This window comes from Pseudomonas sp. F01002 (assembly GCF_004402115.1).
GTDB classification, from domain to species: Bacteria; Pseudomonadota; Gammaproteobacteria; order Pseudomonadales; family Pseudomonadaceae; genus Aquipseudomonas; species Aquipseudomonas frigoris.
In genome coordinates, this window is sequence record NZ_SOPU01000030.1 from 85,569 (window position 1) to 111,679 (window position 26,111).

General features: G+C 58.4%; 22 protein-coding genes. 10 read left to right on the plus strand and 12 right to left on the minus strand.

Annotated features, from left to right (window positions below; translation table 11 throughout):
• Positions 1-24: 24 nt before the first annotated feature.
• The 5 genes from E3W21_RS24990 to sdhC all read right to left on the minus strand — a co-directional run bounded on the left by E3W21_RS24990 (position 25) and on the right by sdhC (position 6,363).
• A complete protein-coding gene (locus E3W21_RS24990; RefSeq protein WP_129442286.1) occupies positions 25-2,856 on the minus strand; it encodes a 2-oxoglutarate dehydrogenase E1 component in 2,832 nt (943 codons plus the stop codon).
• 275 nt (positions 2,857-3,131) lie between these two features.
• Positions 3,132-3,836, minus strand: coding sequence for a succinate dehydrogenase iron-sulfur subunit (locus E3W21_RS24995; RefSeq protein ID WP_008148594.1), 705 nt, complete (start codon positions 3,834-3,836; stop codon positions 3,132-3,134).
• An 11-nt stretch (positions 3,837-3,847) separates the two neighbouring features.
• Entirely contained in the window at positions 3,848-5,623 is a 1,776-nt protein-coding gene (gene sdhA, locus E3W21_RS25000) for a succinate dehydrogenase flavoprotein subunit (RefSeq protein ID WP_129442284.1), read from the minus strand.
• A 3-nt stretch (positions 5,624-5,626) separates the two neighbouring features.
• On the minus strand, positions 5,627-5,995 hold the full coding sequence (gene sdhD / locus E3W21_RS25005) for a succinate dehydrogenase, hydrophobic membrane anchor protein (RefSeq protein ID WP_129442282.1): 369 nt from the start codon (positions 5,993-5,995) through the stop codon (positions 5,627-5,629).
• Positions 5,989-6,363: a succinate dehydrogenase, cytochrome b556 subunit gene (sdhC, locus tag E3W21_RS25010; RefSeq protein ID WP_033053500.1), complete on the minus strand. Its 375-nt coding sequence runs from the start codon at positions 6,361-6,363 to the stop codon at positions 5,989-5,991. The genes sdhD and sdhC overlap by 7 nt, the downstream gene beginning before the upstream one ends.
• Before the next feature lie 363 nt (positions 6,364-6,726).
• Between sdhC and gltA the strand changes: the two genes are divergently transcribed.
• Complete coding sequence (gene gltA / locus E3W21_RS25015; RefSeq protein ID WP_008148584.1) at positions 6,727-8,016, plus strand: citrate synthase; 1,290 nt, start codon at positions 6,727-6,729, stop codon at positions 8,014-8,016.
• A 324-nt stretch (positions 8,017-8,340) separates the two neighbouring features.
• Here the strand turns inward: gltA and E3W21_RS25020 are convergent, their stop codons facing one another.
• The 3 genes from E3W21_RS25020 to E3W21_RS25030 all read right to left on the minus strand — a co-directional run bounded on the left by E3W21_RS25020 (position 8,341) and on the right by E3W21_RS25030 (position 11,454).
• Positions 8,341-9,999 carry a cation acetate symporter gene (locus E3W21_RS25020; protein ID WP_134422216.1) on the minus strand — a complete coding sequence of 553 codons (1,659 nt, stop codon included), beginning with the start codon at positions 9,997-9,999 and terminating at the stop codon, positions 8,341-8,343.
• Positions 9,996-10,307, minus strand: coding sequence for a DUF485 domain-containing protein (locus tag E3W21_RS25025; protein WP_129442278.1), 312 nt, complete (start codon positions 10,305-10,307; stop codon positions 9,996-9,998). Before E3W21_RS25025 ends, E3W21_RS25020 begins: the two co-directional genes overlap by 4 nt.
• A 295-nt stretch (positions 10,308-10,602) precedes the next feature.
• Positions 10,603-11,454 carry a glycine betaine ABC transporter substrate-binding protein gene (locus tag E3W21_RS25030; RefSeq protein WP_129442276.1) on the minus strand — a complete coding sequence of 284 codons (852 nt, stop codon included), beginning with the start codon at positions 11,452-11,454 and terminating at the stop codon, positions 10,603-10,605.
• A gap of 300 nt (positions 11,455-11,754) precedes the next feature.
• Between E3W21_RS25030 and E3W21_RS25040 the strand changes: the two genes are divergently transcribed.
• The gene (locus tag E3W21_RS25040) at positions 11,755-13,350 is read left to right on the plus strand and encodes a beta (1-6) glucans synthase (protein ID WP_134422217.1); all 1,596 of its coding nucleotides are present in this window, start codon (positions 11,755-11,757) and stop codon (positions 13,348-13,350) included.
• Between the two features lie 114 nt (positions 13,351-13,464).
• On the opposite strand, the gene E3W21_RS25045 is transcribed toward E3W21_RS25040, so the two are convergent.
• On the minus strand, positions 13,465-13,833 hold the full coding sequence (locus tag E3W21_RS25045) for a hypothetical protein (protein ID WP_134422218.1): 369 nt from the start codon (positions 13,831-13,833) through the stop codon (positions 13,465-13,467).
• A 224-nt stretch (positions 13,834-14,057) separates the two neighbouring features.
• On the opposite strand from E3W21_RS25045, the gene E3W21_RS25050 reads away from it, so the two are divergent.
• Positions 14,058-15,356 carry a serine/threonine protein kinase gene (locus tag E3W21_RS25050; protein ID WP_134422219.1) on the plus strand — a complete coding sequence of 433 codons (1,299 nt, stop codon included), beginning with the start codon at positions 14,058-14,060 and terminating at the stop codon, positions 15,354-15,356.
• The gene (locus E3W21_RS25055) at positions 15,349-16,137 is read left to right on the plus strand and encodes a VacJ family lipoprotein (protein WP_134422220.1); all 789 of its coding nucleotides are present in this window, start codon (positions 15,349-15,351) and stop codon (positions 16,135-16,137) included. Before E3W21_RS25050 ends, E3W21_RS25055 begins: the two co-directional genes overlap by 8 nt.
• A 122-nt stretch (positions 16,138-16,259) precedes the next feature.
• On the opposite strand, the gene E3W21_RS25060 is transcribed toward E3W21_RS25055, so the two are convergent.
• Positions 16,260-17,174, minus strand: a complete 915-nt coding sequence (locus E3W21_RS25060; RefSeq protein ID WP_134422221.1) for a DUF808 domain-containing protein — start codon at positions 17,172-17,174, stop codon at positions 16,260-16,262.
• Between the two features lie 134 nt (positions 17,175-17,308).
• On the opposite strand from E3W21_RS25060, the gene E3W21_RS25065 reads away from it, so the two are divergent.
• On the plus strand, positions 17,309-17,917 hold the full coding sequence (locus tag E3W21_RS25065; RefSeq protein WP_129442265.1) for a TetR/AcrR family transcriptional regulator: 609 nt from the start codon (positions 17,309-17,311) through the stop codon (positions 17,915-17,917).
• Between the two features lie 111 nt (positions 17,918-18,028).
• Here the strand turns inward: E3W21_RS25065 and E3W21_RS25070 are convergent, their stop codons facing one another.
• Positions 18,029-18,487 (minus strand): transposase, encoded by a 459-nt coding sequence (locus E3W21_RS25070; RefSeq protein ID WP_129445130.1) that lies wholly within the window; start codon positions 18,485-18,487, stop codon positions 18,029-18,031.
• 215 nt (positions 18,488-18,702) lie between these two features.
• Positions 18,703-19,143 (minus strand): heme-binding protein, encoded by a 441-nt coding sequence (locus E3W21_RS25075; protein ID WP_008145573.1) that lies wholly within the window; start codon positions 19,141-19,143, stop codon positions 18,703-18,705.
• Positions 19,144-19,410: 267 nt separating this feature from the next.
• On the opposite strand from E3W21_RS25075, the gene gcl reads away from it, so the two are divergent.
• The 5 genes from gcl to pyk all read left to right on the plus strand — a co-directional run bounded on the left by gcl (position 19,411) and on the right by pyk (position 26,019).
• Positions 19,411-21,186: a glyoxylate carboligase gene (gcl, locus tag E3W21_RS25080; RefSeq protein ID WP_134422222.1), complete on the plus strand. Its 1,776-nt coding sequence runs from the start codon at positions 19,411-19,413 to the stop codon at positions 21,184-21,186.
• A gap of 156 nt (positions 21,187-21,342) precedes the next feature.
• Positions 21,343-22,125 carry a hydroxypyruvate isomerase gene (gene hyi, locus E3W21_RS25090; protein WP_134422223.1) on the plus strand — a complete coding sequence of 261 codons (783 nt, stop codon included), beginning with the start codon at positions 21,343-21,345 and terminating at the stop codon, positions 22,123-22,125.
• Between the two features lie 137 nt (positions 22,126-22,262).
• Positions 22,263-23,150 (plus strand): 2-hydroxy-3-oxopropionate reductase, encoded by an 888-nt coding sequence (locus E3W21_RS25100; RefSeq protein WP_134422225.1) that lies wholly within the window; start codon positions 22,263-22,265, stop codon positions 23,148-23,150.
• A gap of 183 nt (positions 23,151-23,333) precedes the next feature.
• Positions 23,334-24,614, plus strand: coding sequence for a glycerate kinase (locus E3W21_RS25105; RefSeq protein WP_129442257.1), 1,281 nt, complete (start codon positions 23,334-23,336; stop codon positions 24,612-24,614).
• The gene (pyk, locus tag E3W21_RS25110) at positions 24,604-26,019 is read left to right on the plus strand and encodes a pyruvate kinase (protein WP_129442255.1); all 1,416 of its coding nucleotides are present in this window, start codon (positions 24,604-24,606) and stop codon (positions 26,017-26,019) included. Before E3W21_RS25105 ends, pyk begins: the two co-directional genes overlap by 11 nt.
• The last annotated feature ends 92 nt before the right edge of the window (positions 26,020-26,111 follow it).

Below are 26,111 nucleotides of genomic sequence, written 5' to 3' on the forward strand. Positions count from 1 at the left end.
TTCGGTTTCAGGTGCGCGAAGGCGTTAAACAGTAAAGGCGTCTTGCAGCAGTTTTTCCTGCTGCTCAGCGTGCATCGATGCATAACCACAAGCAGGTGCAGCGGAAGCATCACGACCGGCGTACTCGAGAAAGAGTGCTTTGTTGTGATTGCCAACGATGCGGCGCATGTGGTGTTGGCTGCAGTACCAGGCACCCTGGTTCATCGGCTCTTCCTGACACCAAACGATATGTTTGAGGTTGGTGTACGGAGCCAGGACTTCGTTCAAGTCGTCCTCAGGGAATGGGTACAGCTGCTCGATACGCACGACGGCGATGTCGTCACGACCTTCGGCACGGCGTTTCTCCAGCAGGTCGTAGTAGACCTTGCCGCTACACAGAACAACGCGCTCGACCTTTTTCGGGTCCAGGGTATCGATTTCCGGGATAACGGTCTGGAACGAACCTTCGGCCAGATCTTCCAGGGTCGAGATGGCCAGTTTGTGACGCAACAGCGACTTCGGAGTCAGAACGATCAACGGCTTGCGCAGCGGGCGAATCACCTGACGACGCAGCAAGTGGTAGATCTGAGCCGGCGTAGTCGGTACGGCTACCTGAATGTTGTGCTCGGCGCACAGTTGCAGGTAACGCTCCAGACGAGCCGAAGAGTGCTCCGGACCCTGACCTTCATAACCGTGCGGCAGCAGCATGGTCAGACCGCAGAGACGGCCCCACTTGTGCTCGCCACTGGTGATGAACTGGTCGATAACCACTTGGGCACCGTTGGCGAAGTCGCCGAACTGGGCTTCCCAGATCACCAGCGCCTCAGGCGTAGTGGTCGAGTAACCGTATTCGAACGCCAGCACGGCTTCTTCGGACAAGAACGAATCGTACAGATCGAAACGTGGCTGGCCCTTGTACAGGTTTTGCAGCGGGACGTAGGTACCCGCGTCTTTCTGGTTGTGCAAGACAGCGTGACGGTGCGAGAACGTACCGCGACCGATGTCCTGACCCGTCATGCGAATCGGGTGACCTTCGAACGCCAGGGTCGCGTACGCCATGGTTTCGGCGTAACCCCAGTTGATTGGCAGGCCGCCGGCTTGCATTTTCTGACGGTCTTCGTAGATTTTCGAGACCTGGCGCTGAACCACGAAGCCTTCCGGGATTTCCAGCAGCTTGGCGGACAGTTCCTGCAAGGTTTTCAGATCGAAGCGAGTGTCGTGACGCGCGGTCCAGGCGTGGCCCAGATACGGACGCCAGTCCACGAACAACTCTTTGTTCGGCTCTTTGACCAGGCTTTTTACAACATGCAGACCGTTGTCCAGCGCATTGCGGTATTCGTCGACTTTCGCCTGAACACGCTCTGCGTCCAGCACACCGCCCTGAGTCAGACGATCGGCATACAGCTCACGGGTGGTGCGCTGTTTGGTGATCTGCTGATACATGATTGGCTGGGTGCCGCTTGGCTCGTCGGCCTCGTTGTGGCCACGACGACGGTAGCAGACCAGGTCGATCACCACGTCACGCTTGAACTGCATGCGGTAGTCGATGGCCAGCTGGGTCACGAACAACACGGCTTCCGGATCATCACCATTCACATGGAGGATCGGCGCCTGGATCATCTTCGCAACGTCGGTCGCGTACTCGGTGGAACGCGAGTCCAGCGGGTTGCTGATGGTGAAACCGACCTGGTTGTTGATCACGATGTGCACAGTGCCGCCGGTCTTGAAACCGCGGGTCTGCGACATCTGGAAGGTTTCCATGACCACGCCTTGACCGGCGAATGCCGCGTCACCGTGGATGGAGATCGGCAGAACCTTCTCGCCGGTAGGGTCGTTACGACGATCCTGACGGGCGCGAACCGAACCCTCGACCACTGGAGATACGATTTCCAGGTGGGACGGGTTGAAGGCCATGGCCAGGTGAACTTCACCGCCGGTGGTCATGACGTTGGACGAGAAGCCCTGGTGATATTTAACGTCACCGGAACCCAGCTCGACCTTCTTCTTGCCTTCGAACTCGTCGAACAGCTCGCGCGGGTTCTTGCCGAAGGTGTTGACCAGCACGTTCAGACGGCCACGGTGGGCCATGCCGATGACGATTTCCTTGGTGCCGTAGGAACCGGAACGCTGGATCAGCTCGTCGAGCATCGGAATCAGGCTCTCGCCGCCTTCCAGACCGAAACGCTTGGTACCCGGGTATTTGGTACCCAGGTATTTTTCCAGACCTTCGCCGGCCGTGACGCGCTCGAGCAGGTGGCTCTTGATGTCGGCGGAGTACGTCGGACGGCCGCGCACGCTTTCCAGACGCTGCTGGAACCACTGGCGCTGCTCGGAATCGGTGATATGCGTAAATTCAGCGCCGATGGTGCGGCAATATGTCTGCTGCAACGCTTCGTGAATTTCGCGTAGGCTCGCCTCCTCTTTGCCGATGAACAGGTCGCCGGCACGGAAGGTCGTATCAAGATCGGCATTGGTCAAGCCGTAATGATTGATCGACAGGTCTGCAGGTGCAGGACGCTGCCACAGCCCCAGCGGGTCAAGCTGGGCTGCCTGGTGGCCACGCATACGGTAGGCCTGGATCAATCGCAGCACTTCAACTTGCTTCTTCTCGTGCTCACTGCTCACGCTGCCGGCGGAAACCGGTTGGGCGCGGCGCTGGTTCTTTGCCAGCAAGACGAAATGATCGCGAATTGTGGAGTGCGAAACATCGGTGGCAGTGTTGCCGTCAGCAGGCAACTTCTGAAAGTAGGTGCGCCACTCTTCTGGCACAGCGTTAGGGTCGTGCAGGTAGAGCTCATAGAGCTCTTCCACATAGGCAGCGTTACTACCGGATAGGTAGGCGCTGTTCCACATGCGCTGCATCACGCTTTCTTGCATGCTTGGTCACCCTCGGTTAGGGGAACACCACCGGCGTCGACACCGAGCACGCTTGCAGAAGTCCGAATGCAGCGACTAAAACAAGCCACTTAGGATCACGCTGATAGTCCGGGTACCAGCCCGGATGCCCCTGCTTGTCTCATTTCTTCAAAATAAGAGCCGCAGCCTTATAAGCTGCTGCTCAGGTTAAGACTACGGCGCCGGTTGAAGCCTGCGCCGTAGCATCTACGGGTACAGCGGTACTACATTTACAACAGCCGGTTACAGCAGCTGAATCACACGCCGCTTTGCAGCAGCATGTTACGTACGTGACCGATGGCCTTAGTCGGGTTCAGGCCTTTCGGGCAGACGTTGACGCAGTTCATGATCCCGCGGCAGCGGAATACGCTGAACGGGTCATCCAGCGAAGCCAGACGCTCGGCAGTCTTGGTGTCGCGGCTGTCTGCCAGGAAGCGATACGCTTGCAGCAGAGCAGCTGGACCCAGGAACTTGTCCGGGTTCCACCAGAAGGACGGGCAAGAGGTCGAGCAGCAAGCGCACAGGATGCACTCGTACAGACCGTCGAGCTTTTCACGCTCTTCAGGGGTCTGCAGACGTTCGATGGCCGGAGCCGGCGTGTCGTTCTGCAGGTATGGCTTAACCTTTTCGTATTGCTTGTAGAAGATGCTCATATCGACGACCAGGTCACGGATAACCGGCAAACCTGGCAGAGGACGAACGATCAGCTTGTTACCTTTTACGACAGCGGACAGCGGCGTGACGCACGCCAGACCGTTTTTGCCGTTGATGTTCATGCCGTCGGAACCGCAAACACCTTCACGGCAAGAGCGACGATAGGAGAAACCTTCGTCCTGCTCTTTGATCAGGGCCAGCACGTCCAGCACCATCAGGTCTTTACCACCGGTATCGACCGAAAATTCCTGCATGAACGGCGCAGCGTCCTGATCAGGGTTGTAGCGATAAACACTGACTTGCAACATGGCGGCCACCCTTAATAAGTCCGAATCTTAGGTTCAAAAGTCGGAACAGTCTTCGGCGAGAAGTTCACAGCACGCTTGGTTACGCGCTTGTCACCCGGGAAGTACAGGGTGTGGCACAGCCAGTTTTCGTCGTCGCGATCTTCGTAGTCTTCACGGGCGTGAGCGCCGCGGGACTCTTTGCGGATCTCTGCAGCGATGGCGGTAGCTTCGGCCACTTCCAGCAGGTTCTGCAATTCCAGAGCTTCGATACGAGCGGTGTTGAACGCCTGGCTCTTGTCGTTGATCTTGACGTTGGCGATACGGCCACGCAGATCAGCCAGCTGGGCAATACCCTTCTGCATGTATTCACCGGTACGGAATACACCGAAGTAATTCTGCATGCAGCTTTGCAGCTCTTTACGCAGGGTGGCGACATCTTCGCCTTCGGTACGCGAGTTCAGGCCATCGAGACGTGCCAGGGCAGCGTCGATGTCGGACTGGCGAGCGCGAGTGTAGTCGACGCCTTCTTTCAGGGTCTGTTCCAGGAACAGGCCGGCCGCACGACCGAATACCACCAGGTCGAGCAGCGAGTTGCCGCCCAGACGGTTGGCACCGTGAACCGATACGCAGGCAACTTCGCCTACTGCGAACAGACCCGGGATGATCTGGTCAACGCCGTCGGCGTCCTGAGTGATTGCCTGACCGTGAATGTTGGTCGGCACGCCGCCCATCATATAGTGGCAGGTTGGAACGACCGGAATCGGCGCCACGGCTGGATCGACGTGAGCGAAGGTCTTGGACAGTTCCATGATGCCTGGCAGACGGCTGTGCAGAACTTCTTCACCGAGGTGATCGAGTTTCAGCATTACATGGTCGCCATCCGGACCACAACCGTTGCCGGCGATGATTTCTTTAACCATCGAGCGAGCAACCACGTCACGACCAGCCAGGTCTTTGGCGTTCGGAGCATAACGCTCCATGAAACGCTCGCCGTGCTTGTTGATCAGGTAACCGCCTTCACCGCGGCAGCCTTCAGTAACCAGTACACCGGCGCCGGCGATGCCGGTTGGGTGGAACTGCCACATTTCAATGTCTTGTACCGGCACGCCAGCACGCAGAGCCATGCCGACGCCGTCACCGGTGTTGATCAGGGCGTTGGTGGTGGACGAGTAGATACGACCTGCACCGCCGGTCGCCAATACGGTGGCGTTAGCACGGACGTAGGAAGTTTCGCCGGTTTCGATGCAGATGACGATCATGCCGACAAAGGCACCGTCTTCGTTCTTCACCAGGTCGACGCCGTAGTATTCGTTGAGAAATACGGTGCCGGCCTTCAGGTTGGCCTGGTACAGGGTGTGCAGCAGTGCGTGACCGGTACGGTCGGCAGCGGCGCAAGTACGGGCAGCCTGGCCACCTTTACCGAAGTCTTTCGACTGACCGCCGAACGGACGCTGATAGATGCGGCCTTGTTCGGTACGGGAGAACGGCAAACCCATGTGCTCGAGTTCGAAGACCGCTTCCGGGCCTACGGAACACATGTATTCGATAGCGTCCTGGTCACCGATATAGTCGGAACCCTTGACGGTATCGTACATGTGCCAGCGCCAGTCATCGTTCGGATCTGCCGAGGCGATGGCGCAGGTGATGCCGCCCTGGGCGGATACAGTGTGCGAACGAGTCGGGAAAACCTTGGTAACTACGGCAGTCTTGTGACCACCTTGTGCCAGCTGCAGCGCAGCGCGCATGCCGGCACCGCCGCCGCCAATAATGATGGCGTCGAACGAAAGCGTATTAACTGTAGTAGACATGAATCAGATACCCCAAAGAATCTGCACACCCCAGACGAAGTACGCGAACATCGCGACGCCGCATACTGCCTGGAAGAGGAAACGTATTGCAGTCGCGGACTTGCCGAACGCCATTGGCGTCAGGTAGTCGGTCGCGATGGTCCACATGCCGACCCAGGCGTGAGCGCCGAGGGCAACGAGGGCCAGGAGACTGAAAATACGCATCCAGTTGCTTGCGAACAGTTCATGCCATTGGGCGTAGCCGATGCCAGGATGGGCAATGACGTATCCGATCAGGAATATGAAATAAGCCGCGAGAACGACCGCAGACACACGCTGTGCCATCCAGTCATAGAGGCCCGAACGCGACAGGTTCGTGACGTTAGTTACCATATCCAAACTCCTGCCAGAACGATTACCACCACGGAAACGGCGATAACGATTTTCGAGCCCAGTTTGCCGCCCTCAAGCGACTCGCCGATGCCCATGTCCATCATCAAGTGGCGCACACCGGCAACCAAGTGATACAGCAAGGCGGACAGGATGCCCCATGTCACTAGCTTGGCTAGCGGACTGGTCAGACACGCTTTCACCTGACCGAAGCCTTCTTCCGAGTCGAGCGACTTGTCCAATGCATAAAGCATGATGGCCAGGCTGACAAAGAGGATGATTCCGGAGATTCGGTGAAGAATGGACGTGTAAGCAGTGACTGGGAGTTTGATGGTCCTTAGGTCTAGGTTTACAGGTCGTTGGCTATTCACGGCTTTTTTTCACACTGAAGAGCCCCTAACAATCAGGGCAAAGTTGTTGGGGAGTGCACTGGTCAGGTACCCACCACCCAGGGAGTGCGACCCCCAGTAAAGCAGGCCCAAAAGCCCCTGGCGGTCGGAGGCCGAGTATAGACAGTTAGGCTACTAATGACAACGCAATCGCCTTCCCCTAATAGCTCATTGCACAAGTCGTATAAAAGGCGTAAATGGCAGTCAATTTCGAGGAAAAAGTCCGGTTAAAGCCTTCTGGAGCAAGACTTTAGGCAAATTGACATTCGAATTTATCTCACTATAGTGGTGCGGGCCCTGCGTGGGGGGTCTGTCTGATGATTTCAAGCATAAATAGGAGGCCACATGGCTGACAAAAAAGCGCAGTTGATCATCGAGGGCGCAGCCCCCGTCGAGCTGCCCATTTTAACCGGCACCGTTGGTCCCGATGTTATCGATGTTCGGGGCCTGACGGCCACGGGCCGTTTCACCTTTGACCCTGGTTTCATGTCGACAGCTTCCTGCGAGTCGAAGATCACCTATATCGACGGCGACAACGGCATCCTGCTGCACCGCGGCTACCCGATCGAACAGCTGGCTGAAAAGTCGGACTACCTGGAAACCTGCTATCTGCTGCTCAACGGCGAATTGCCGACCGCAGAACAGAAGGCCCAGTTCGTCAGCACCGTGAAGAACCACACCATGGTTCACGAGCAGCTGAAGACGTTCTTCAACGGTTTCCGTCGCGACGCCCACCCGATGGCCGTCATGTGCGGCGTAGTCGGCGCCCTCTCGGCCTTCTACCACGACTCCCTGGACATCAATAACCCGCAGCATCGCGAAATCTCCGCGATCCGCCTGGTTGCCAAGATGCCGACCCTGGCAGCGATGGTTTACAAGTACTCGATGGGGCAACCCATGATGTACCCGCGCAACGACCTGACGTACGCGGAAAACTTCCTGCACATGATGTTCAACACCCCGTGCGAGATCAAACCGATCAGCCCGGTGCTCGCCAACGCCATGGACAAGATCTTCATCCTCCATGCCGACCACGAGCAGAACGCATCGACTTCCACCGTACGCCTGGCCGGCTCTTCGGGTGCCAACCCGTTCGCCTGTATCGCCGCCGGCATCGCTGCACTGTGGGGCCCTGCCCACGGCGGCGCGAACGAAGCTGTTCTGACCATGCTCGATGAAATTGGCGATGTGTCGAACATCGACAAGTACATTGCCAAGGCCAAGGACAAGAACGATCCGTTCAAGCTGATGGGCTTCGGTCACCGGGTTTACAAAAACCGCGACCCACGCGCAACAGTCATGAAGCAGACCTGCGACGAAGTGCTGAAGGAACTGGGCATCACCAACGATCCGCAACTCGAACTGGCCATGCGCCTGGAAGAGATCGCCCTGACCGACCCGTACTTCATCGAACGCTCGCTGTACCCGAACGTCGACTTCTACTCGGGGATCATCCTCAAGGCGATCGGCATTCCAACCAGCATGTTCACCGTGATCTTCGCCCTGGCGCGGACTGTCGGCTGGATCTCCCACTGGAAAGAAATGCTCTCCAGCCCGTACAAGATTGGCCGTCCGCGCCAGCTGTACACCGGCTACGAGTCGCGTGACATCACCAAGCTGGAAGACCGCAAATAAGACCTGTCTTGCGATAACGTCTTGAGTTGCACCGGGAACGGCCTCTATTAAATAGAGGCCGTTTTTGTTTGTGCCATTTACCCTGCTCTCCTCAAGTATTGCACCGACTGGTCTGCCGCCTTCGCGAGCAAGCCCGCTCCCACACTTGATCTCGGTTGTTCGCGGAGTTTGCGTACTCAGGAGATCTAATGTGGGAGCGGGCTTGCTCGCGAAGGCGGCATGCCGGCCAACACAACTCTCAAAGCACTACTCAAACAAAAATGCCCCAATCTCTCGACCGGGGCATTTCTATCTAACGCAGCTTATATAAACAAACCTGAAGCCTTAGTGAGCAACCGCCCCACTCGCCCCCAAACCAGTCTGCGAACGAACAAACTGAGGGAAGAACAGCGCCCGCTCATTGTCAGCCGCAGTCGACTTGTCAGTGATCGAGAAGAACCAGATCCCGATAAACGCAATGGCCATGGAGAACAGCGCCGGGTACTCATACGGGAAGATAGCCTTCTCGTGATGCAGAATCTGCACCCAAATGGTTGGCCCAAGGACCATCAAACCAACGGCACTGATCAGACCCAACCAGCCGCCGATCATCGCACCACGTGTGGTCAGCTTCTTCCAGTACATGGAAAGCAGCAGCACGGGGAAGTTACAGCTCGCCGCGATGGAGAACGCCAGGCCCACCATGAACGCGATGTTCTGGCTTTCGAACAGAATGCCCAGACCGATCGCCAACACACCCAGACAGATGGTGGTGATTTTCGAGACGCGGATCTCATCCTTGTCGTTGGCTTTGCCCTTCTTGATCACACTGGCGTAAAGGTCGTGAGACACCGCCGTAGCACCGGCCAGCGTCAAACCAGCCACTACAGCCAGAATGGTTGCGAACGCGACTGCCGAGATGAAGCCCAGGAAGATGCTGCCACCGACCGCATTAGCCAGGTGCACCGCCGCCATGTTGTTGCCGCCCAACAGCGCGCCAGCAGCATCTTTAAAGGCAGGGTTGGTGCTGACCAGCAGGATCGCGCCAAAGCCGATGATGAACGTCAGGATGTAGAAGTAGCCAATGAAGCCGGTTGCATACAGCACGCTCTTGCGAGCTTCTTTCGCGTCACTCACGGTGAAGAAGCGCATCAGAATGTGCGGCAGGCCAGCGGTACCGAACATCAGTGCCAGGCCAAGGGAGAATGCCGAGACCGGATCTTTCACCAGGCCGCCCGGGCTCATGATCGCTTCTCCTTTAGGGTGAACCTTGATCGCCTCGGAAAACAGCATGCTGAAGTCGAAGTTGACGTGCTTCATGACCATCAGTGCCATGAACGTAGCACCGGACAGCAGCAACACGGCCTTGATGATCTGCACCCAAGTGGTCGCCAGCATGCCGCCGAACAACACGTACATGCACATCAGGATACCGACCAGGATCACGGCAACGTAGTAGTCGAGACCGAACAGCAGCTGAATCAGCTTGCCGGCACCGACCATTTGCGCGATCAGGTAGAACGCCACCACCACCAGCGAGCCGCAAGCGGACAGCGTGCGGATCTGGGTTTGCCCAAGGCGATAGGACGCCACGTCGGCAAAGGTGTATTTACCCAGGTTACGCAAGCGCTCGGCGATCAGGAACAGAATGATCGGCCAGCCCACCAGGAAGCCGATCGAGTAGATCAGGCCGTCGTAGCCAGAGGTGAACACCAGGGCGGAAATACCCAGGAAGGACGCCGCCGACATGTAGTCGCCAGCAATTGCCAGACCGTTCTGGAAGCCGGTGATCTTGCCACCCGCCGCATAGTAGTCAGCCGCCGAATTGTTGCGCTTGGAGGCCCAGTAGGTGATGCACAGGGTCAGACCCACGAACGCGACGAACATCAGGATCGCGGAAACGTTGAGCGGTTGTTTGTGCACTTCGCCGGTCAGGGCTTCACCTGCCCAGGCGCCAGGTGCAAAGGCTGCGATGCTCAATAGAGCCATTAGACGCCGGATCATTGCTGAGCCTCCTTGAGAATCGCATTGTTCAGGTCGTCGAATTCGCCATTGGCGCGTCGTACGTAGATTGCAGTCAGGATAAAGGCCGAGAGAATCAGCCCGACACCAATCGGTATCCCCCAGGTAATCGAAGACTCGGGGCTGATTTTCGCCCCCAGAATATGCGGCCCGTAAGCAATCAAAAGGATGAATCCGGAGTAAAGCCCAAGCATGATCGCCGAAAGAATCCAGGCGAACCTTTCTCGCTTACTAACCAGCTCCTTGAAGAGCGGGCTGTTTTGAATCGAGAGGTAAATGCTGTCGTTCATTGTTTTTATCCTCGCAGCACAGATGAAGTTGGAACGTTATCCACTCTATGCGGCTACGGAACTGGTTCCAGACGACCTTAGTATTAGAACGACATGACAGAATCGCCATTTCCCAGCATCCACTAAACAATGTGGGAGCGGGCTTGCTCGCGAAGGCGGTGTGTCAGTCAATATCTATGTCGACTAACACACCGCCTTCGCGAGCAGGCTCGCTCCCACTGGGGAAAAGCAAAAGGCCCCTTGGCATGACTGCCAAGGGGCCTTGAGAAGTGCTGACCAGACGCGTCAGCTCAAATCATTTGGTCCAGTCTGCAACGCGTTCCGGGTGTTTGGCCACCCAATCCTTCGCGGCGACTTCAGGTTTGGCACCATCCTGAATGGCCAACATGACTTCGCCGATTTCGTCTTTCGACGCCCACTGGAAGTTCTTCATGAACTTGGCAACTTCCGGCGCCTTGGTTGCCAGCTCTTTGCTGCCGATGTTGTTTACAGTTTCAGCCGCACCATAAACGCCTTTCGGATCGTCCAGGAAGCGCAGTTTCCACTTGGCGAACATCCAGTGCGGCACCCAACCGGTGACAGCAATGGATTCGTTTTTCTTCTCGGCACGGGTCAGCTCGGCAATCATGCCGGCGCCGGAACTGGCCTTGAGTTGATAGCCGGTCAGATCGTAGTCCTTGATTGCCTGCTCGGACTTGAGCATCACGCCCGAACCGGCGTCGATGCCGACGATGCGACCTTTGAAGCTGTCGTCGGTTTTCAGATCGGCAATACTTTTAGCTTTGACGTACTCCGGCACGATCAGGCCAATTCTCGCGTCCTTGAAGTTCGGACCGTAATCGACGACTTGATCCTTGTTCTTGGTCCAGTATTCACCATGAGTCACAGGCAGCCACGCAGACATCATGGCATCGAGTTTGCCAGTGGCCACACCCTGCCACATGATCCCGGTGGCGACTGCTTGCAGTTTCACGTCATAACCGAGTTTCTGCCTGATCACTTCAGCGGCCACGTTGGTCGTGGCAACACTGTCCGACCAGCCGTCGACATAACCGATAGTCACTGCCTTGCCTTCGGCGCTGGCTACAGTAGAACTGATCGCCAGCACCAAAGCGGCACCGGCGCCCAAGAGTCGTCGCATCTTCATCGTTACTTCCCCGAAAGTGCTGCGCTCGACGGATGCCGAGTCGCGTCAACGTATTGTTATGGTGCACAGCGCCCCCATCACGCCCACCGCAAACTCGTCCGAACATCAGCGCGATTTATCTATGAGAGCACTGATGCGTCGATAATCAACCTCAAGACAATGGCGACCTGCTCTGCCAGCGACCTCAAGGCATCGAGAAACGACATCAGAACGCCATTAATCTAGACCACCGGAAGTCCGCCGGCCAATCCGCCCAAACTTTGCATGTCAAAAGTATGCAGGCCACCAAGCACGCGGCAAATGAAGGTAACATGCGCGGCTTTGCTCCCAGACGGCCTGACCATGCCCGCGACATCCCGCTTTCCTTTCTTTGCTTACCTATTCGCCTGCCTGCTGGGGCTTTTTGCCCTTGGTGGCTTCTGGTACGGCCTCGGTAAACCGGTGGTGCTGCCGGACGTGGCCAGCGCGACGCACAAGTTGCAATGCGCCTCCTACACCCCGTTCGACAAGGACCAATCGCCGTTCGATCAGCCGTTCAAGCTGCGCCCCGAGCGCATGGACGCCGACCTCGCGCTGCTGGCCAAAAGCTTCGAATGCATCCGCACCTATTCCATGACCGGCCTCGAGGCCCTGCCCGACCTGGCGCGCAAGCACGGGCTGAAACTGATGATCGGCGCCTGGGTCAACAGCAACCCGGTGGACACCGCCAAGGAAGTCGACCTGCTGATCGCCTCGGCCAACGCCAACGCAGACGTGGTGACCTCAGTGATCGTCGGCAATGAAACCCTGTTGCGCAAGGAAGTCACTGGCGCGCAGCTGGCCAAGCTCATTAATAAAGTCAAAAGCCAGGTCAAACAACCTGTCACTTACGCCGACGTCTGGGAGTTCTGGCTCAAGCACCCGGAAATCGCCCCGGCGGTGGATTTCCTGACCATCCATTTGTTGCCGTACTGGGAAGATGACCCGTCGAACATCGACGCCGCCCTGCAGCATGTGGCCGAAGTACGTCAGGTGTTCGGCAACAAGTTCGCACCCAAGGACGTGATGATTGGCGAAACCGGCTGGCCCAGCGAAGGCCGTCAGCGTGAAACCGCCCTGCCGAGCCGGGTCAATGAAGCCAAGTTCATTCGTGGTTTTGTCATCATGGCGGAGCAGCAAGGCTGGCATTACAACCTGATCGAAGCCTTCGACCAGCCGTGGAAACGCGCCAGCGAAGGTGCGGTCGGTGGTTACTGGGGGCTGTTCGATGCCGATCGCCAGGACAAGGGCGTGCTCGCCGGTCCGGTGTCGAACGTGCCTTACTGGACGCAGTGGCTGGTGGTGGGTGGTTTGATCTTCCTCGGCACACTCATCCTCGGTGGACGTGTACGCAGCACTCGCGCAGCGCTGGTTCTACCGCTGCTCGGTGCACTGGCCGCCTGCTCGATTGGCGCCTGGGGCGACCTGGCCCGTGTCACTACGCGGTTTGGCAGTGAGTGGTTGTGGGTCGCTTTGCTGACGGCGCTGAACGTGTTGGTGCTGGCCCATGCGGCACTGACTCTGAGCGCTCGCACTGGCTGGCGCGGACGGGCGTTCAATGCGCTGGAACGTCGGGCGGGCTGGTTGCTCGCCGCGGCCGGTTTTGCCGCTGCGGTGACGATGCTGGAGCTGGTGTTCGATCCGCGTTATCGCAGCTTCCCGAGTGTTGCATTCATCCTGCCGGCGCTGGTCTATCTGTGCCGCCCGGTGAGCGTGCCGCGTCGGGAGATTGCCCTGCTGACCTTCATCATCGGTGCTGGCATTGCGCCACAGCTTTACCGTGAAGGGTTGCAGAATCAGCAGGCCTGGGGTTGGGCGCTGGTGAGTGTGTTGATGGTTGCAGCGTTGTGGCGCAGTTTGCGGGTTCGCAAGGGGTAAATCTTCGGTGCATCTGCTGGCCCCTTCGCGAGCAAGCCCGCTCCCACATTTGACCGCGTTCTCATGATAGATGCGTTCGAATGTGGGAGCGGGCTTGCTCGCGAAGACTGACTGTCAGGCGCTGCGGGAAGCCCTGACCAGACGCAACCCAGCAATCACCACCGAAAAAACAGCCAAAGTTGTGTTGTACAACGCCAACGCCGGAAACCCGAACACCAGCGCCAGCACTGCCAACCACCACCCTGCCCGGCCCGGCAGCACAAAACCGATAACGGCTGCCGCCAATGCCGCGAAGCCCAAGACATTGAAGTGAATCATCAAGCCCAGGCTTGAACGAACCTGGCATTCCCAGCGACTCGCTTCGTCCACGCAGATGCCGACCCATTGAGCATCCTCCATAAAGCCATAACGCGCGCCATAACTGGCGGCCAGCCATAATGGCAGGAGAACGAGCAGCAGAATCACAGGCAGACGGCGGGACATGAAGCACTCCAATAAACGAAAACGGCGGCCAGCTTAATCCCCCGCCAGCGGTAAGCAAACGCGTGCAAGAGATAATTGGTCACGAAATCGCTGCAAAGTGTATCGTCCAGCTACTATTACTCCGAAATTAGGCCTGATTGGTGCCGATCCATGGCACTTTGGCGCAAACCCCGTGGTCATAGCCTGCGAACTTCATTCGGCACCTTTCTCTAAGGGATCTAGTCATGCTCCGTTCCTTGCGCTTCGCCGCCCTGTTTGGCGGCCTTATTTTGAGTGCGTCCGCACTGGCCGTCGATATCGACGCTGCCAGCTATGGCTACCCCTTGACCAACCCGTTCGAGGCGACCATTGCCACGACACCGCCGAACCTGCGTCCGGAGTTGCCGCTGGACGACGACATCGATCAGCAGACACGCAGCGTTACCTTGCGCCCGGAGCGTGAGTTCGACCTGCCGGACAACTTCTGGCCGGTGAAGAAGCTCACCTATCGCATCGCCACTCAGGATAAAGCCGCACCGCTGATTTTCCTGATCTCCGGCACCGGCGCGCGCTACGACAGCAGCCTTAACGAATACCTGAAAAAGCTGTACTACAAGGCCGGCTACCATGTGGTGCAACTGTCGTCGCCTACCAGCTTCGACTTCATGAGCGCCGCCTCACGCTTTGCCACCCCGGGTATCACCGAGGACGATGCCGAAGACATGTACCGGGTAATGCAGGCCGTGCGGGCACAAAACCCGAAAGTCCCCGTCACCGATTACTACTTGACCGGCTACAGCCTGGGTGCCCTGGACGCGGCATTTGTCGCGCACCTAGACGAAACCCGTCGCAGCTTTAACTTCAAGAAAGTCTTGCTGCTCAACCCGCCGGTCAACCTCTACACCTCGATCACCAACCTGGACAAGCTTGTACAAACGGAAGTCAAGGGCATCAACAACAGCACAACGTTCTACGAACTGGTACTGAACAAACTGACCCGCTACTTCCAGCAGAAGGGCTACATTGACCTCAACGATGCCCTGCTCTACGACTTCCAGCAGTCCAAACAGCACCTGAGCAACGAACAGATGGCTATGCTGATCGGCACCTCATTCCGCTTCTCGGCCGCCGACATTGCCTTCACCTCGGACCTGATCAACCGCCGCGGCCTCATCACCCCGCCGAAGTACCCGATCACCGAAGGCACCAGCCTCACGCCGTACCTCAAGCGTGCGCTGCAGTGCGACTTCGACTGTTACATCACCGAACAGCTCATCCCTATGTGGCGCGCCCGCACCGACGGCGGCAGCCTGCTGCAACTGATCGACCAGGTCAGTTTGTATGCACTCAAGGATTACCTGCACGACAGCCCGAAAATCGCCGTCATGCACAACGCCGACGACGTGATCCTCGGCCCTGGCGACCTTGGTTTCCTGCGCAAGACCTTTGGCGATCGTTTGACCGTTTATCCACTGGGCGGCCATTGCGGCAACCTTAATTACCGCGTCAACAGCGACGCCATGCTGGAGTTCTTCCGTGGCTAAATATCTCCTGCTTATCGCAGCGTTACTCTGTGCAGGCGTCGCCAATGCCGACAACAGCAAAGCCAACGCACCGGTTGTGATTGACAATGACGGCTTCAAGGAGCCGCTGAGCAAACTCAAATTCAACCCTGGGCTGGATCAGCGCGAGTTCGAACGCTCGACGCTTAGCGCGCTGGCCGTCTACGACCCGCTGGAAGAGTGGAACCGCCGCGTCTACCACTTCAACTACCGCTTCGACCAATGGGTGTTCCTGCCAGTGGTCGATGGCTATCGCTACATCACGCCGAGTTTCCTGCGCACCGGTGTCAGCAACTTCTTCAACAACCTCGGTGACGTGCCGAACCTGTTGAACAGCCTGCTGCAGTTCAAGGGGCAGCGCTCGATGGAAACCACCGCGCGCCTGCTGCTCAATACCACCGTCGGCATCGCCGGCCTGTGGGACCCGGCCACCGCCATGGGCCTGCCGCGCCAGAGCGAAGATTTCGGCCAGACGCTGGGCTTCTACGGTGTACCGGGCGGCGCCTACTTCGTGCTGCCGATCCTCGGACCTTCCAACATCCGCGACACCGGGGGCCTGGCGGTCGATTTCACCGCAGAGTCGGCGATCAACTTCCTGAACGTCTCCGAAGTCAGCGAAAACCATCCGGAAATCTGGGTCCTGCGTGGTATCGACAAGCGCTACCAGAACAGCTTCCGCTATGGCCAGCTGAACTCGCCATTCGAGTACGAGAAAGTGCGCTACGTGTACACCGAGTCGCGCAAGTTGCAGATCGCCGAGTAATTCATCGGCAACAAAAAAAGGCCATTCGATGCGAATCGAATGGCCTTTTTCATGCACGGAATCTCAAACACCACAAATCAACTGTGCGGGCTTGCTCCCACATTTTTGGTCAGTGCCAGGTTTTAGCCTTTCAGCGCCTTGTAGATTTTGCTGACGACCATGACACAGGCCAACACAATGGCCCCCGCCACAATCCCCGCCACCGCATTCAGCAACGTCGGCACGACAAACCCGGCACCGCCCGCCCCTGCGCTGACGCTTTCAATCCAGTGATGAACCACCGGCACGCCATGGGTGAGAATTCCGCCACCCACCAGAAACATCGCCGCCGTGCCGATCACCGACAGGCTTTTCATCATGTACGGCGCCGCACGCAGGATCCCGCCGCCAATGCTTTTGGCCATCTGTCCTGGCTTCTGAGTCAGCCACAAGCCGAGGTCGTCGAGTTTGACGATGCCGGCCACCAGGCCATACACGCCGATGGTCATGACGATGGCAATGCCCGAAAGCACGATGACTTGTTGAGTCAGCGAGGCATCCGCCACGATGCCCAGGGTGATTGCGATGATTTCTGCAGAGAGAATGAAGTCGGTGCGGATGGCGCCTTTGATCTTGTCCTGCTCGAACGCCACCAGATCGACCGCTGGATCAGCCACGGCCTCGACCAGTTCTGCATGCTCGGCCTGGTCTTCAGCCTTGCTGTGCAGGAATTTATGGGCCAGCTTTTCGAAACCTTCGAAACACAGGTACGCGCCGCCGATCATCAACAACGGTGTGACCAGCCAGGGAATGAACGCGCTGATAGCCAACGCCGAGGGCACCAGGATCAGCTTGTTGAGAAACGACCCCTTGGCCACCGCCCACACCACCGGGATTTCCCGCTCGGCACGCACACCGGAAACCTGCTGGGCATTGAGTGCCAGATCGTCGCCGAGCACGCCAGCGGTTTTCTTGGCGGCCATTTTGGTCATCAACGCCACATCGTCGAGTACCGCGGCGATGTCATCGATCAGCACCAGCAAACTGCTTCCTGCCATGAATCAGGTTTCCTTCTTGAATGAATGCCGCGCAGCATAGCGCGGCCGGGTGCCGCACGGGCCATTCTTGAGCGCCGCGCGAGGCCGGTGCTACCATGCGCAACCGCCAGAACAGGCAAGGAACCCCCTGGTTTATGAGCACCATCCGCGAGCGCAACAAAGAACTGATCCTGCGTGCCGCCAGTGAAGAATTTGCCGACAAGGGCTTCGCTGCGACCAAAACCAGTGACATCGCAGCCAAGGCGGGATTGCCCAAGCCCAACGTCTATTACTATTTCAAATCCAAGGAAAACCTCTACCGCGAGGTCCTGGAAAGCATCATCGAACCGATTCTGCAGGCCTCGACACCGTTCAATGCCGACGGCGTGCCCAGTGAAGTGCTGAGCGGCTACATTCGCTCGAAAATCCGCATCTCCCGCGACCTGCCCTTCGCCTCCAAGGTGTTCGCCAGCGAAATCATGCATGGCGCGCCGCACCTGAGCGCTGATCTGGTTGAACGGCTCAACGGCCAGGCCAAGCACAACATCGACTGCATCCAGACCTGGATCGACCGCGGCCAGATCGCCCCGATCGACCCCAACCACCTGATGTTCAGCATCTGGGCCGCGACCCAGACCTATGCCGACTTCGACTGGCAGATTTCCGCGGTGACCGGAAAGGTCAAGCTCGATGAGGCCGACTATGAAGCGGCGGCGCAGACGATTATCCGGTTGGTGCTGAAGGGGTGTGAGCCTGACCGTTAAACTGTGGTGCGGCCATTCGCGAGCAAGCCCGCTCCCACACTCGATCTCCACCACACCGAAGATCCCCTGTGGGAGCGGGCTTGCTCGCGAAGAAGGCAACTCGGTATCCCGTCAAACCCATATCGCATCCCACAACGGATAGTCGCCAAGCTTCTCAACCAGCCCCGCCCGCAATGGGTTGGCTACAACATATCGAGCAAGCTTCACCAAATCCTCCTCTCGTCGCACCGCATGATCATGAAAACTCTGCTGCCACAGGCTGCCTGTTCTGCCTGTGGCGGCATTGATTGTGCGAGTACTTAACGATTTGGTCTGGCACATCAACTGGCCCAGCGACCCTTTTTGCAACTGGACAAGCCAATGAAAATGATCAGGCATGACGACAAAGGCCAAAGAGTCGGCAAACCCTTGGTCCTGTGCTTGTTTGAATTGGTGTACGACCAATCTTCCCAAGCTGAAATCCATGAAAACCGGCTCCCGCTTCAGGGTATTGGCAGTCAGGAGATAGACCCTGTTTTGCTCGGCATAGCGGCCGATTCGCAGGCGATGTGAAGCTGACAGTTCAGGCATTCCTTTGCCTTCTCTCATGATGAATTCATGAAAAGGCTAGACCTGCGAATGCTTGAGGGTGCGGCAGACTTTTAGCTGGATGTGTCTGGGAGGCCGCCTTCGCGAGCAAGCCCGCTCCCACAGTTGATCTACAGTGTTCACACAATTTGTGTCCACCGACGAACCAGTGTGGGAGCGGGCTTGCTCGCGAAAGCAGTAGATCAGTCACCACATAATCAAGCCGTCACCCCCGCATCCGCCCGCAACCCCAACGCCTCAATCGCGTTGATCGCACATTGCTCATCAACATCAGAAAGATCACCGCTGATACCAACAGCCCCCAGCACGTTCCCGTCCTGATCCCGAATCAATACACCGCCCGGTGCCGGGACGACGCTGCCCTGCCCCAGACTATTCAAAGCGGCGATAAACGCCGGTCGTTGTTGTGCGTCCAGCGCCAGCAGGCGTGAGCCTTTGCCCAAGGCGATGGCGCCCCAGGCTTTGCCGATGGCGATCTGCGGGCGCAGCAGGCTGGCGCCGTCTTCACGCTGCAGGGTGACCAAGTGTCCACCCGCATCCAGTACGGCGATGGTCAATGGAGCCGCCGAGATTGCACGCCCTGCGGAGATAGCCTGATTGGCCAGGTTGACTGCGACTTTCAAGGTTAAAGCGCTCATGGTGCCGTCCTCATTTTGTTATAGGGAAAGCTGCTGGACTGCTTTTTGTTCAGAAGTCCGATGCAACAAATAGAACACAATGAGTTATTTTTTTGTATACAATAATTTTCGAAAAGCGCCACATGCGACGAAAAGCCACAGTAGATCTGGCTTCCGACGAATGAAACGGCCGCTTGAGAAAATGGATTGACCTGCGCCGTCCGCCGTGAATAAACTCTGCGCAAAGCCACTTGTATACAATTACAAAACGTAAGAGGCACCAAAACCATGAGCAAAATGAGAGCAATCGAAGCCGCCGTTCTGGTGATGCGCCGTGAAGGGGTTGATACCGCTTTTGGCATCCCGGGCGCCGCGATCAACCCGCTGTACTCCGCCTTGCAGAAGGTCGGTGGCATCGATCACGTCCTCGCTCGCCACGTTGAAGGCGCCTCGCACATGGCCGAGGGTTACACCCGCACTAAGGCCGGCAACATTGGCGTGTGCATCGGCACTTCGGGACCTGCCGGTACCGACATGGTCACCGGGCTCTACAGTGCCTCGGCCGACTCGATCCCGATTCTTTGCATTACCGGCCAGGCACCCCGCGCCCGTATGCACAAGGAAGACTTCCAGGCTGTCGACATCACCTCGATCGTCAAGCCAGTGACCAAGTGGGCAACCACCGTCATGGAACCGGGCCAGGTGCCTTACGCTTTCCAGAAAGCCTTCTACGAAATGCGCTCCGGCCGTCCAGGCCCGGTGCTGATCGATCTGCCGTTCGACGTGCAGATGGCTGAAATCGAATTCGACATCGACGCCTACGAACCACTGCCGCTGGCCAAGCCAACCGCTAACCGCGTGCAAATCGAGAAGGCCCTGGCCATGCTCGATCAGGCCGAGCGTCCGTTGCTGGTAGCCGGTGGCGGCATCATCAATGCCGACGCCAGCGAGTTGCTGGTGGAATTCGCCGAGTTGACCGGTATTCCGGTGGTCCCGACCCTGATGGGCTGGGGCACCATTCCGGACGATCACCCGTTGATGGTCGGCATGGTCGGTCTGCAAACCTCGCACCGTTACGGCAACGCCACGATGCTCAAATCCGACCTGGTGCTGGGTGTCGGTAACCGCTGGGCCAACCGTCACACCGGTTCAATCGACGTTTACACCGAAGGCCGCAAGTTCATTCACGTTGACATCGAACCGACCCAGATCGGCCGCGTGTTCACCCCGGACCTGGGCATCGTTTCCGACGCCGCTGCCGCGCTGACCGTGTTCATCGAAGTCGCTCGTGAATGGCAAGCCGCCGGCAAGCTGAAAAACCGCAGTGCCTGGCTGCAAGACTGCCAGCAGCGCAAGTCCAGCCTGCAGCGCAAGACTCACTTCGACAACGTGCCGGTCAAGCCGCAGCGCGTTTACGAAGAGATGAACCAGGTGTTCGGCAAAGACACGTGCTACGTCAGCACCATCGGTCTGTCGCAGATTGCCGGCGCGCAGTTCCTGCACGTCTACAAACCGCGTCATTGGATCAACTGCGGTCAGGCAGGTCCATTGGGTTGGACCATTCCGGCAGCGCTGGGCGTGGTCAAGGCTGATCCGACCCGCAAGGTCGTGGCGCTGTCGGGCGACTATGACTTCCAGTTCATGATCGAAGAGTTGGCGGTGGGCGCGCAGTTCAAGCTGCCGTACATCCACGTGGTGGTCAACAACTCGTATTTGGGGCTGATTCGTCAGGCTCAGCGCGGTTTCGACATGGATTACTGCGTACAGCTGGCCTTCGACAACCTGAACGCCCCGGAACTCAACGGTTACGGTGTCGACCACGTCGCGGTTGCTGAAGGCCTCGGCTGCAAGGCGCTGCGTGTGTTCGAACCGGGTCAGATCCAGCCTGCCCTGCGTAAGGCTCAGGAAATGATTGAAGAGTTCAGGGTGCCGGTGATCGTCGAGATTATTCTGGAGCGTGTGACCAACATTTCCATGGGCACCGAGATCAACGCCGTCAACGAGTTCGAAGACCTGGCGCTGGTCGGCAACGATGCGCCAACCGCAATTTCGTTGCTCGATTAACTTGTAGGATCGTTCCCACATCCTGTGGGAGCGAGCTTGCTCGCGATAGCGGTGTGTCAGTCAACATGGATGCTGAATGGCACTCCGCTATCGCGAGCAAGCTCGCTCTCCCACAGGGATCCGGGAACGCCCACCACATTCATACGGGAGACCACCATGCCGCGTTTCGCAGCCAACCTGTCCATGCTGTTCACCGAGCAGCATTTTCTTGCCCGTTTTGAAGCTGCCGCCAAGGCCGGCTTCAGTGGTGTCGAATACCTGTTCCCTTACGACTTCAGCTCCGCCGAGATCAAAGCCAAGCTCGATGCCAATGGCTTGACCCAGGTGCTGTTCAACCTGCCGGCCGGTGACTGGGCCAAGGGCGAACGCGGTATCGCGTGCCTGCCGGACCGGGTTGAAGAGTTCCGCGCCGGTGTCGATCTGGCAATTGCTTACGCCAAAGTGTTGGGCAACACCCAGGTCAACTGCCTGGCTGGTATTCGTCCACAAGGCATCGACGATGCCACCGTGGAAAAAACCTTCGTCGCCAACCTCAAGTACGCCGCCGACAAGCTGCAAGCGGCGGGCATCAAACTGGTGATGGAAGCGATCAACACCCGCGACATCCCGGGTTTCTACCTGAACAACACGGCGCAAGCCCTGTCGATTCGCGAACAGGTCGGCAGCGCCAACCTGTTCCTGCAATACGACATCTACCACATGCAAATCATGGAGGGCGACCTCGCCCGCACCATCGCCGCGCACCTGGGCGAGATCAACCACATCCAGTTGGCCGACAACCCAGGGCGTAATGAACCGGGCACCGGTGAAATCAACTACCGCTTCCTGTTCGAACACCTGGACCGCATTGGTTATCAGGGTTGGGTCGGTTGCGAATACAAGCCGCTGACTACCACTGAAGCGGGTTTGGGCTGGTTGAAAACCCATAACGCAATCTAACCGAACATGACATCCCTGTAGGAGCTGCCGAAGGCTGCGATCTTTTGACTTTGCCTTTCAAGATCAAGATCAAGATCAAAAGATCGCAGCCTTCGGCAGCTCCTACAGGGGGCCACATAAAAAAAGAGGAATTTCTCATGGCTAAAATCGGATTTATCGGCACCGGCATCATGGGCCACCCAATGGCGTTGAACCTGCAGAAAGCCGGTCACAGCCTGTTCCTGTCGGCGCACCACGACCCTGCGCCTGCTGACCTGATTGCTGGTGGCGCCGTCGCCCTGGCGAACCCGAAAGAAGTCGCGCAAGAAGCCGAATTCATCATCGTCATGGTGCCGGATACCCCGCAGGTCGATGACGTGCTGTTCCGCGCCGACGGTATTGCGGCCGGTGTTGGCAAAGGCAAAGTCGTGATCGACATGAGCTCGATCTCGCCAACCGCCACCAAAGCCTTCGCTGCCAAAATCAACGAAAAAGGCGCTCAGTACCTCGACGCGCCAGTGTCCGGCGGTGAAGTCGGTGCCAAGGCCGCGACCCTGAGCATCATGGTCGGCGGCGATGCCGATGCCTTCGAACGCGTTCTGCCACTGTTCCAGGCGATGGGCAAGAACATCACCCTGGTGGGCGGCAACGGCGACGGTCAAACCGCCAAAGTGGCGAACCAGATCATCGTGGCGCTGAACATCCAGGCCGTGGCCGAAGCCCTGCTGTTTGCTTCGAAAAACGGTGCCGATCCCGCCAAGGTCCGTGAAGCACTGATGGGCGGTTTCGCATCCTCGAAGATCCTCGAAGTGCACGGCGAGCGCATGATCAAAGGTACCTTCGACCCAGGCTTCCGCATCAGCCTGCACCAGAAGGACCTGAACCTGGCCCTGGCCGGCGCGCGCGAGTTGGGCATCAACCTGCCGAACACCGCCAACACCCAGCAAGTGTTCAGCACCTGCGCGGCCATCGGTGGCAGCAACTGGGACCACTCGGCGCTGATCAAGGGCCTGGAACACATGGCGAATTTCTCGATTCGCAAGTAGGAGCTGCCGAAGGCTGCGATCTTTTGATCTTTACGCCCGACCGTTCACCGAGTTATCCGCAAAAAGATCGCAGCCTGCGGCAGCTCCTACAGGATCCGGTTCATCCCACCTAAAAGGGGTGAACCTTCCAGAGTTGCCGCAGGCTGCTTTCCTCCAATAACAAGAAATTCCCGGGAGCCCGCCATGTCGGTCAATCCGCAACAATTCCTGCGCGAGCTGTTTGCCACAGCCATCGACGCGGCCCATCCGCAGCAAGTCCTCGAAGCCCATTTGCCCAAAGACCGCAGTGGTCGGGTGATCGTCATCGGCGCCGGCAAAGCCGCCGCGGCCATGGCCCAAGTGGTGGAGCGTTGCTGGCAGGGTGAAGTATCAGGTTTAGTGGTGACGCGTTACGGTCACGGCGCACCGTGTGAAAAAATCGAAGTGGTCGAAGCCGCTCACCCGGTGCCTGACGCTGCCGGTCTGGCGGTCGCCAAACGCGTGTTGGAACTGGTCAGCAACCTGACCGAAGACGACCGTGTGATCTTCCTGCTCTCGGGCGGTGGCTCTGCCCTGCTGGCGTTGCCCGCGGCCGGCATCACCCTGGCCGACAAGCAGTCGATCAACAAAGCCCTGCTCAAATCCGGCGCCACAATTGGCGAGATGAATTGCGTACGCAAGCACCTCTCGGCGATCAAGGGCGGCCGACTCGGCAAAGCCTGCTGGCCTGCCACTGTTTATACCTACGCGATTTCCGATGTACCGGGCGACCTCGCCACGGTCATCGCCTCCGGCCCCACCGTGGCCGACCCGAGTACCTCCGCCGAAGCCCTGGCGATCCTCAAGCGTTACGCCATCGATGTTCCTGCCTCGGTGCGCAACTGGCTACAGAGCCCGGAATCAGAGACGGTCAAACCCGGCGACCCGAGCCTTGAGCGCAGTCACTTCCAGCTGATCGCTCGTCCACAACAGTCGCTTGAAGCCGCTGCGGTGAAAGCACGTCAGGCCGGTTTCAGTCCGCTGATACTCGGCGACCTGGAAGGCGAGTCCCGCGAAGTGGCCAAGGTTCACGCCGGCATCGCCCGTCAGGTCGTGCTGCACGGTCAGCCGTTGGCAGCGCCCTGCGTGATCCTCTCGGGCGGTGAAACCACGGTCACCGTACGCGGCAATGGCCGTGGCGGACGCAACGCCGAATTCCTGCTGAGCCTGACCGACAGCCTCAAAGGCCTGCCCGGCGTCTACGCGCTGGCCGGCGACACCGATGGCATCGATGGCTCCGAAGACAACGCCGGCGCGATCATGACCCCGGACAGCTACGCCCGCGCCGCCGCCCTCGGCCTGAGCGCCAGCGACGAGTTGGACAACAACAATGGCTACGGCTATTTCGAGGCGCTGGACGCACTGATCGTCACCGAGCCGACCCGCACCAACGTCAACGACTTCCGCGCCATCCTGATTCTCGAGAGCACAAAAAATGACGCCTGATAAAAAGGTCAAAATCCTCGCCACCCTCGGCCCTGCCACCAACGGGATCGACGACATCCGTGAGCTGGTGCAAGCCGGGGTCAACATCTTTCGCCTGAACTTCAGCCACGGCGATCACGCCGACCACGCTCAGCGCTATCAGTGGATTCGTGAAGTCGAGCGCCAGCTGAATTATCCGCTGGGCATTCTGATGGACCTGCAAGGCCCGAAATTGCGGGTCGGCAAGTTCGCCGAGGGCAAGGTGCAACTGCATCGCGGTCAGGCGCTGCGTCTGGATCTTGATCCGACGCCGGGCGATGAACGCCGGGTCAACTTGCCTCACCCGGAAATCATCGAGGCGCTCGAACCGGGCATGGACCTGCTGCTGGACGATGGCAAGCTGCGTCTTCGCGTGGTGACAAAGTACTCCGACGCCATCGACACCACGGTGCTGAATGGTGGCGAGCTGTCGGACCGCAAAGGTGTGAACGTGCCGCAAGCGGTGCTGGAACTGAGCCCGCTGACCGCCAAGGATCGTCGCGATTTGAGCTTCGGTCTGGAGCTGGGTGTGGACTGGGTCGCGCTGTCGTTTGTGCAGCGTCCGGAAGACATTCGCGAGGCGCGTGAACTGATCGGCGACAAAGCGTTTTTGATGGCCAAGATCGAGAAGCCATCGGCGGTGACGCAACTGCGCGAGATCGCTGAGTTGAGCGATGCGATCATGGTTGCTCGCGGTGACCTGGGCGTGGAAGTGCCGGCCGAAAGCGTCCCGCAGATTCAGAAAAACATCATCAGCATCTGCCGTCAGCTCGGCAAACCGGTGGTGGTGGCGACCCAGATGCTCGAGTCGATGCGCTTCTCCCCTGCCCCGACCCGTGCCGAGGTGACCGATGTCGCCAATGCCGTGGCCGAAGGTGCGGATGCGGTGATGTTGTCGGCAGAAACCGCGTCCGGCGAGTACCCGCTGGAAGCCGTGCAGATGATGAGCAAAATCATCCGCCAGGTGGAAAATGGTCCGGATTATCAGGCGCAACTCGACGTCAGCCGGCCTAAGGCTGAGGCGACTGTTTCCGATGCCATCAGCTGCGCGATTCGCCGTATCAGCAATGTGCTGCCGGTGGCGGTACTGGTGAATTACAGCGAGTCCGGCACGTCGAGTTTGCGTGCGGCGCGGGAACGGCCGACGGTGCCGATCCTCAACCTGACGCCGAACCTGCAGACCGCTCGCCGGTTGACGGTGGCGTGGGGTGTGCACTCGGTGGTCAATGATCGGCTGCGGCAGGTGGATGAAGTGTGCTCGACGGCGCTGGAGATTGCCCAGGCGCAGGGAATGGCCAAGCGTGGCGACACGTTGTTGATCACGGCGGGTGTGCCGTTTGGGCAGCCTGGGTCGACTAACTCACTGCGTATCGAGACGTTGATTTAGCGTCTGTACCGGCCTCTTCGCGAGCAAGCCCGCTCCCACATTGGTTATGTGTGTTGATCACAAATCTAATACTGAACAGAGATTCAGTGTGG

What these genes read in the sequence shown, in the direction of transcription:
- E3W21_RS24990 (WP_129442286.1), bottom strand. Translation starts at nt 2,856, where the DNA reads ATGCAAGAAAGCGTGATGCAGCGCATGTGGAACAGCGCCTACCTATCC.
- E3W21_RS24995 (WP_008148594.1), bottom strand. Translation starts at nt 3,836, where the DNA reads ATGTTGCAAGTCAGTGTTTATCGCTACAACCCTGATCAGGACGCTGCG.
- sdhA (WP_129442284.1), bottom strand. Translation starts at nt 5,623, where the DNA reads ATGTCTACTACAGTTAATACGCTTTCGTTCGACGCCATCATTATTGGC.
- sdhD (WP_129442282.1), bottom strand. Translation starts at nt 5,995, where the DNA reads ATGGTAACTAACGTCACGAACCTGTCGCGTTCGGGCCTCTATGACTGG.
- gltA (WP_008148584.1), top strand. Translation starts at nt 6,727, where the DNA reads ATGGCTGACAAAAAAGCGCAGTTGATCATCGAGGGCGCAGCCCCCGTC.
- E3W21_RS25020 (WP_134422216.1), bottom strand. Translation starts at nt 9,999, where the DNA reads ATGATCCGGCGTCTAATGGCTCTATTGAGCATCGCAGCCTTTGCACCT.
- E3W21_RS25025 (WP_129442278.1), bottom strand. Translation starts at nt 10,307, where the DNA reads ATGAACGACAGCATTTACCTCTCGATTCAAAACAGCCCGCTCTTCAAG.
- E3W21_RS25030 (WP_129442276.1), bottom strand. Translation starts at nt 11,454, where the DNA reads ATGAAGATGCGACGACTCTTGGGCGCCGGTGCCGCTTTGGTGCTGGCG.
- E3W21_RS25040 (WP_134422217.1), top strand. Translation starts at nt 11,755, where the DNA reads ATGAAGGTAACATGCGCGGCTTTGCTCCCAGACGGCCTGACCATGCCC.
- E3W21_RS25045 (WP_134422218.1), bottom strand. Translation starts at nt 13,833, where the DNA reads ATGTCCCGCCGTCTGCCTGTGATTCTGCTGCTCGTTCTCCTGCCATTA.
- E3W21_RS25050 (WP_134422219.1), top strand. Translation starts at nt 14,058, where the DNA reads ATGCTCCGTTCCTTGCGCTTCGCCGCCCTGTTTGGCGGCCTTATTTTG.
- E3W21_RS25060 (WP_134422221.1), bottom strand. Translation starts at nt 17,174, where the DNA reads ATGGCAGGAAGCAGTTTGCTGGTGCTGATCGATGACATCGCCGCGGTA.
- E3W21_RS25065 (WP_129442265.1), top strand. Translation starts at nt 17,309, where the DNA reads ATGAGCACCATCCGCGAGCGCAACAAAGAACTGATCCTGCGTGCCGCC.
- E3W21_RS25070 (WP_129445130.1), bottom strand. Translation starts at nt 18,487, where the DNA reads ATGCCTGAACTGTCAGCTTCACATCGCCTGCGAATCGGCCGCTATGCC.
- E3W21_RS25075 (WP_008145573.1), bottom strand. Translation starts at nt 19,143, where the DNA reads ATGAGCGCTTTAACCTTGAAAGTCGCAGTCAACCTGGCCAATCAGGCT.
- gcl (WP_134422222.1), top strand. Translation starts at nt 19,411, where the DNA reads ATGAGCAAAATGAGAGCAATCGAAGCCGCCGTTCTGGTGATGCGCCGT.
- hyi (WP_134422223.1), top strand. Translation starts at nt 21,343, where the DNA reads ATGCCGCGTTTCGCAGCCAACCTGTCCATGCTGTTCACCGAGCAGCAT.
- E3W21_RS25100 (WP_134422225.1), top strand. Translation starts at nt 22,263, where the DNA reads ATGGCTAAAATCGGATTTATCGGCACCGGCATCATGGGCCACCCAATG.
- E3W21_RS25105 (WP_129442257.1), top strand. Translation starts at nt 23,334, where the DNA reads ATGTCGGTCAATCCGCAACAATTCCTGCGCGAGCTGTTTGCCACAGCC.
- pyk (WP_129442255.1), top strand. Translation starts at nt 24,604, where the DNA reads ATGACGCCTGATAAAAAGGTCAAAATCCTCGCCACCCTCGGCCCTGCC.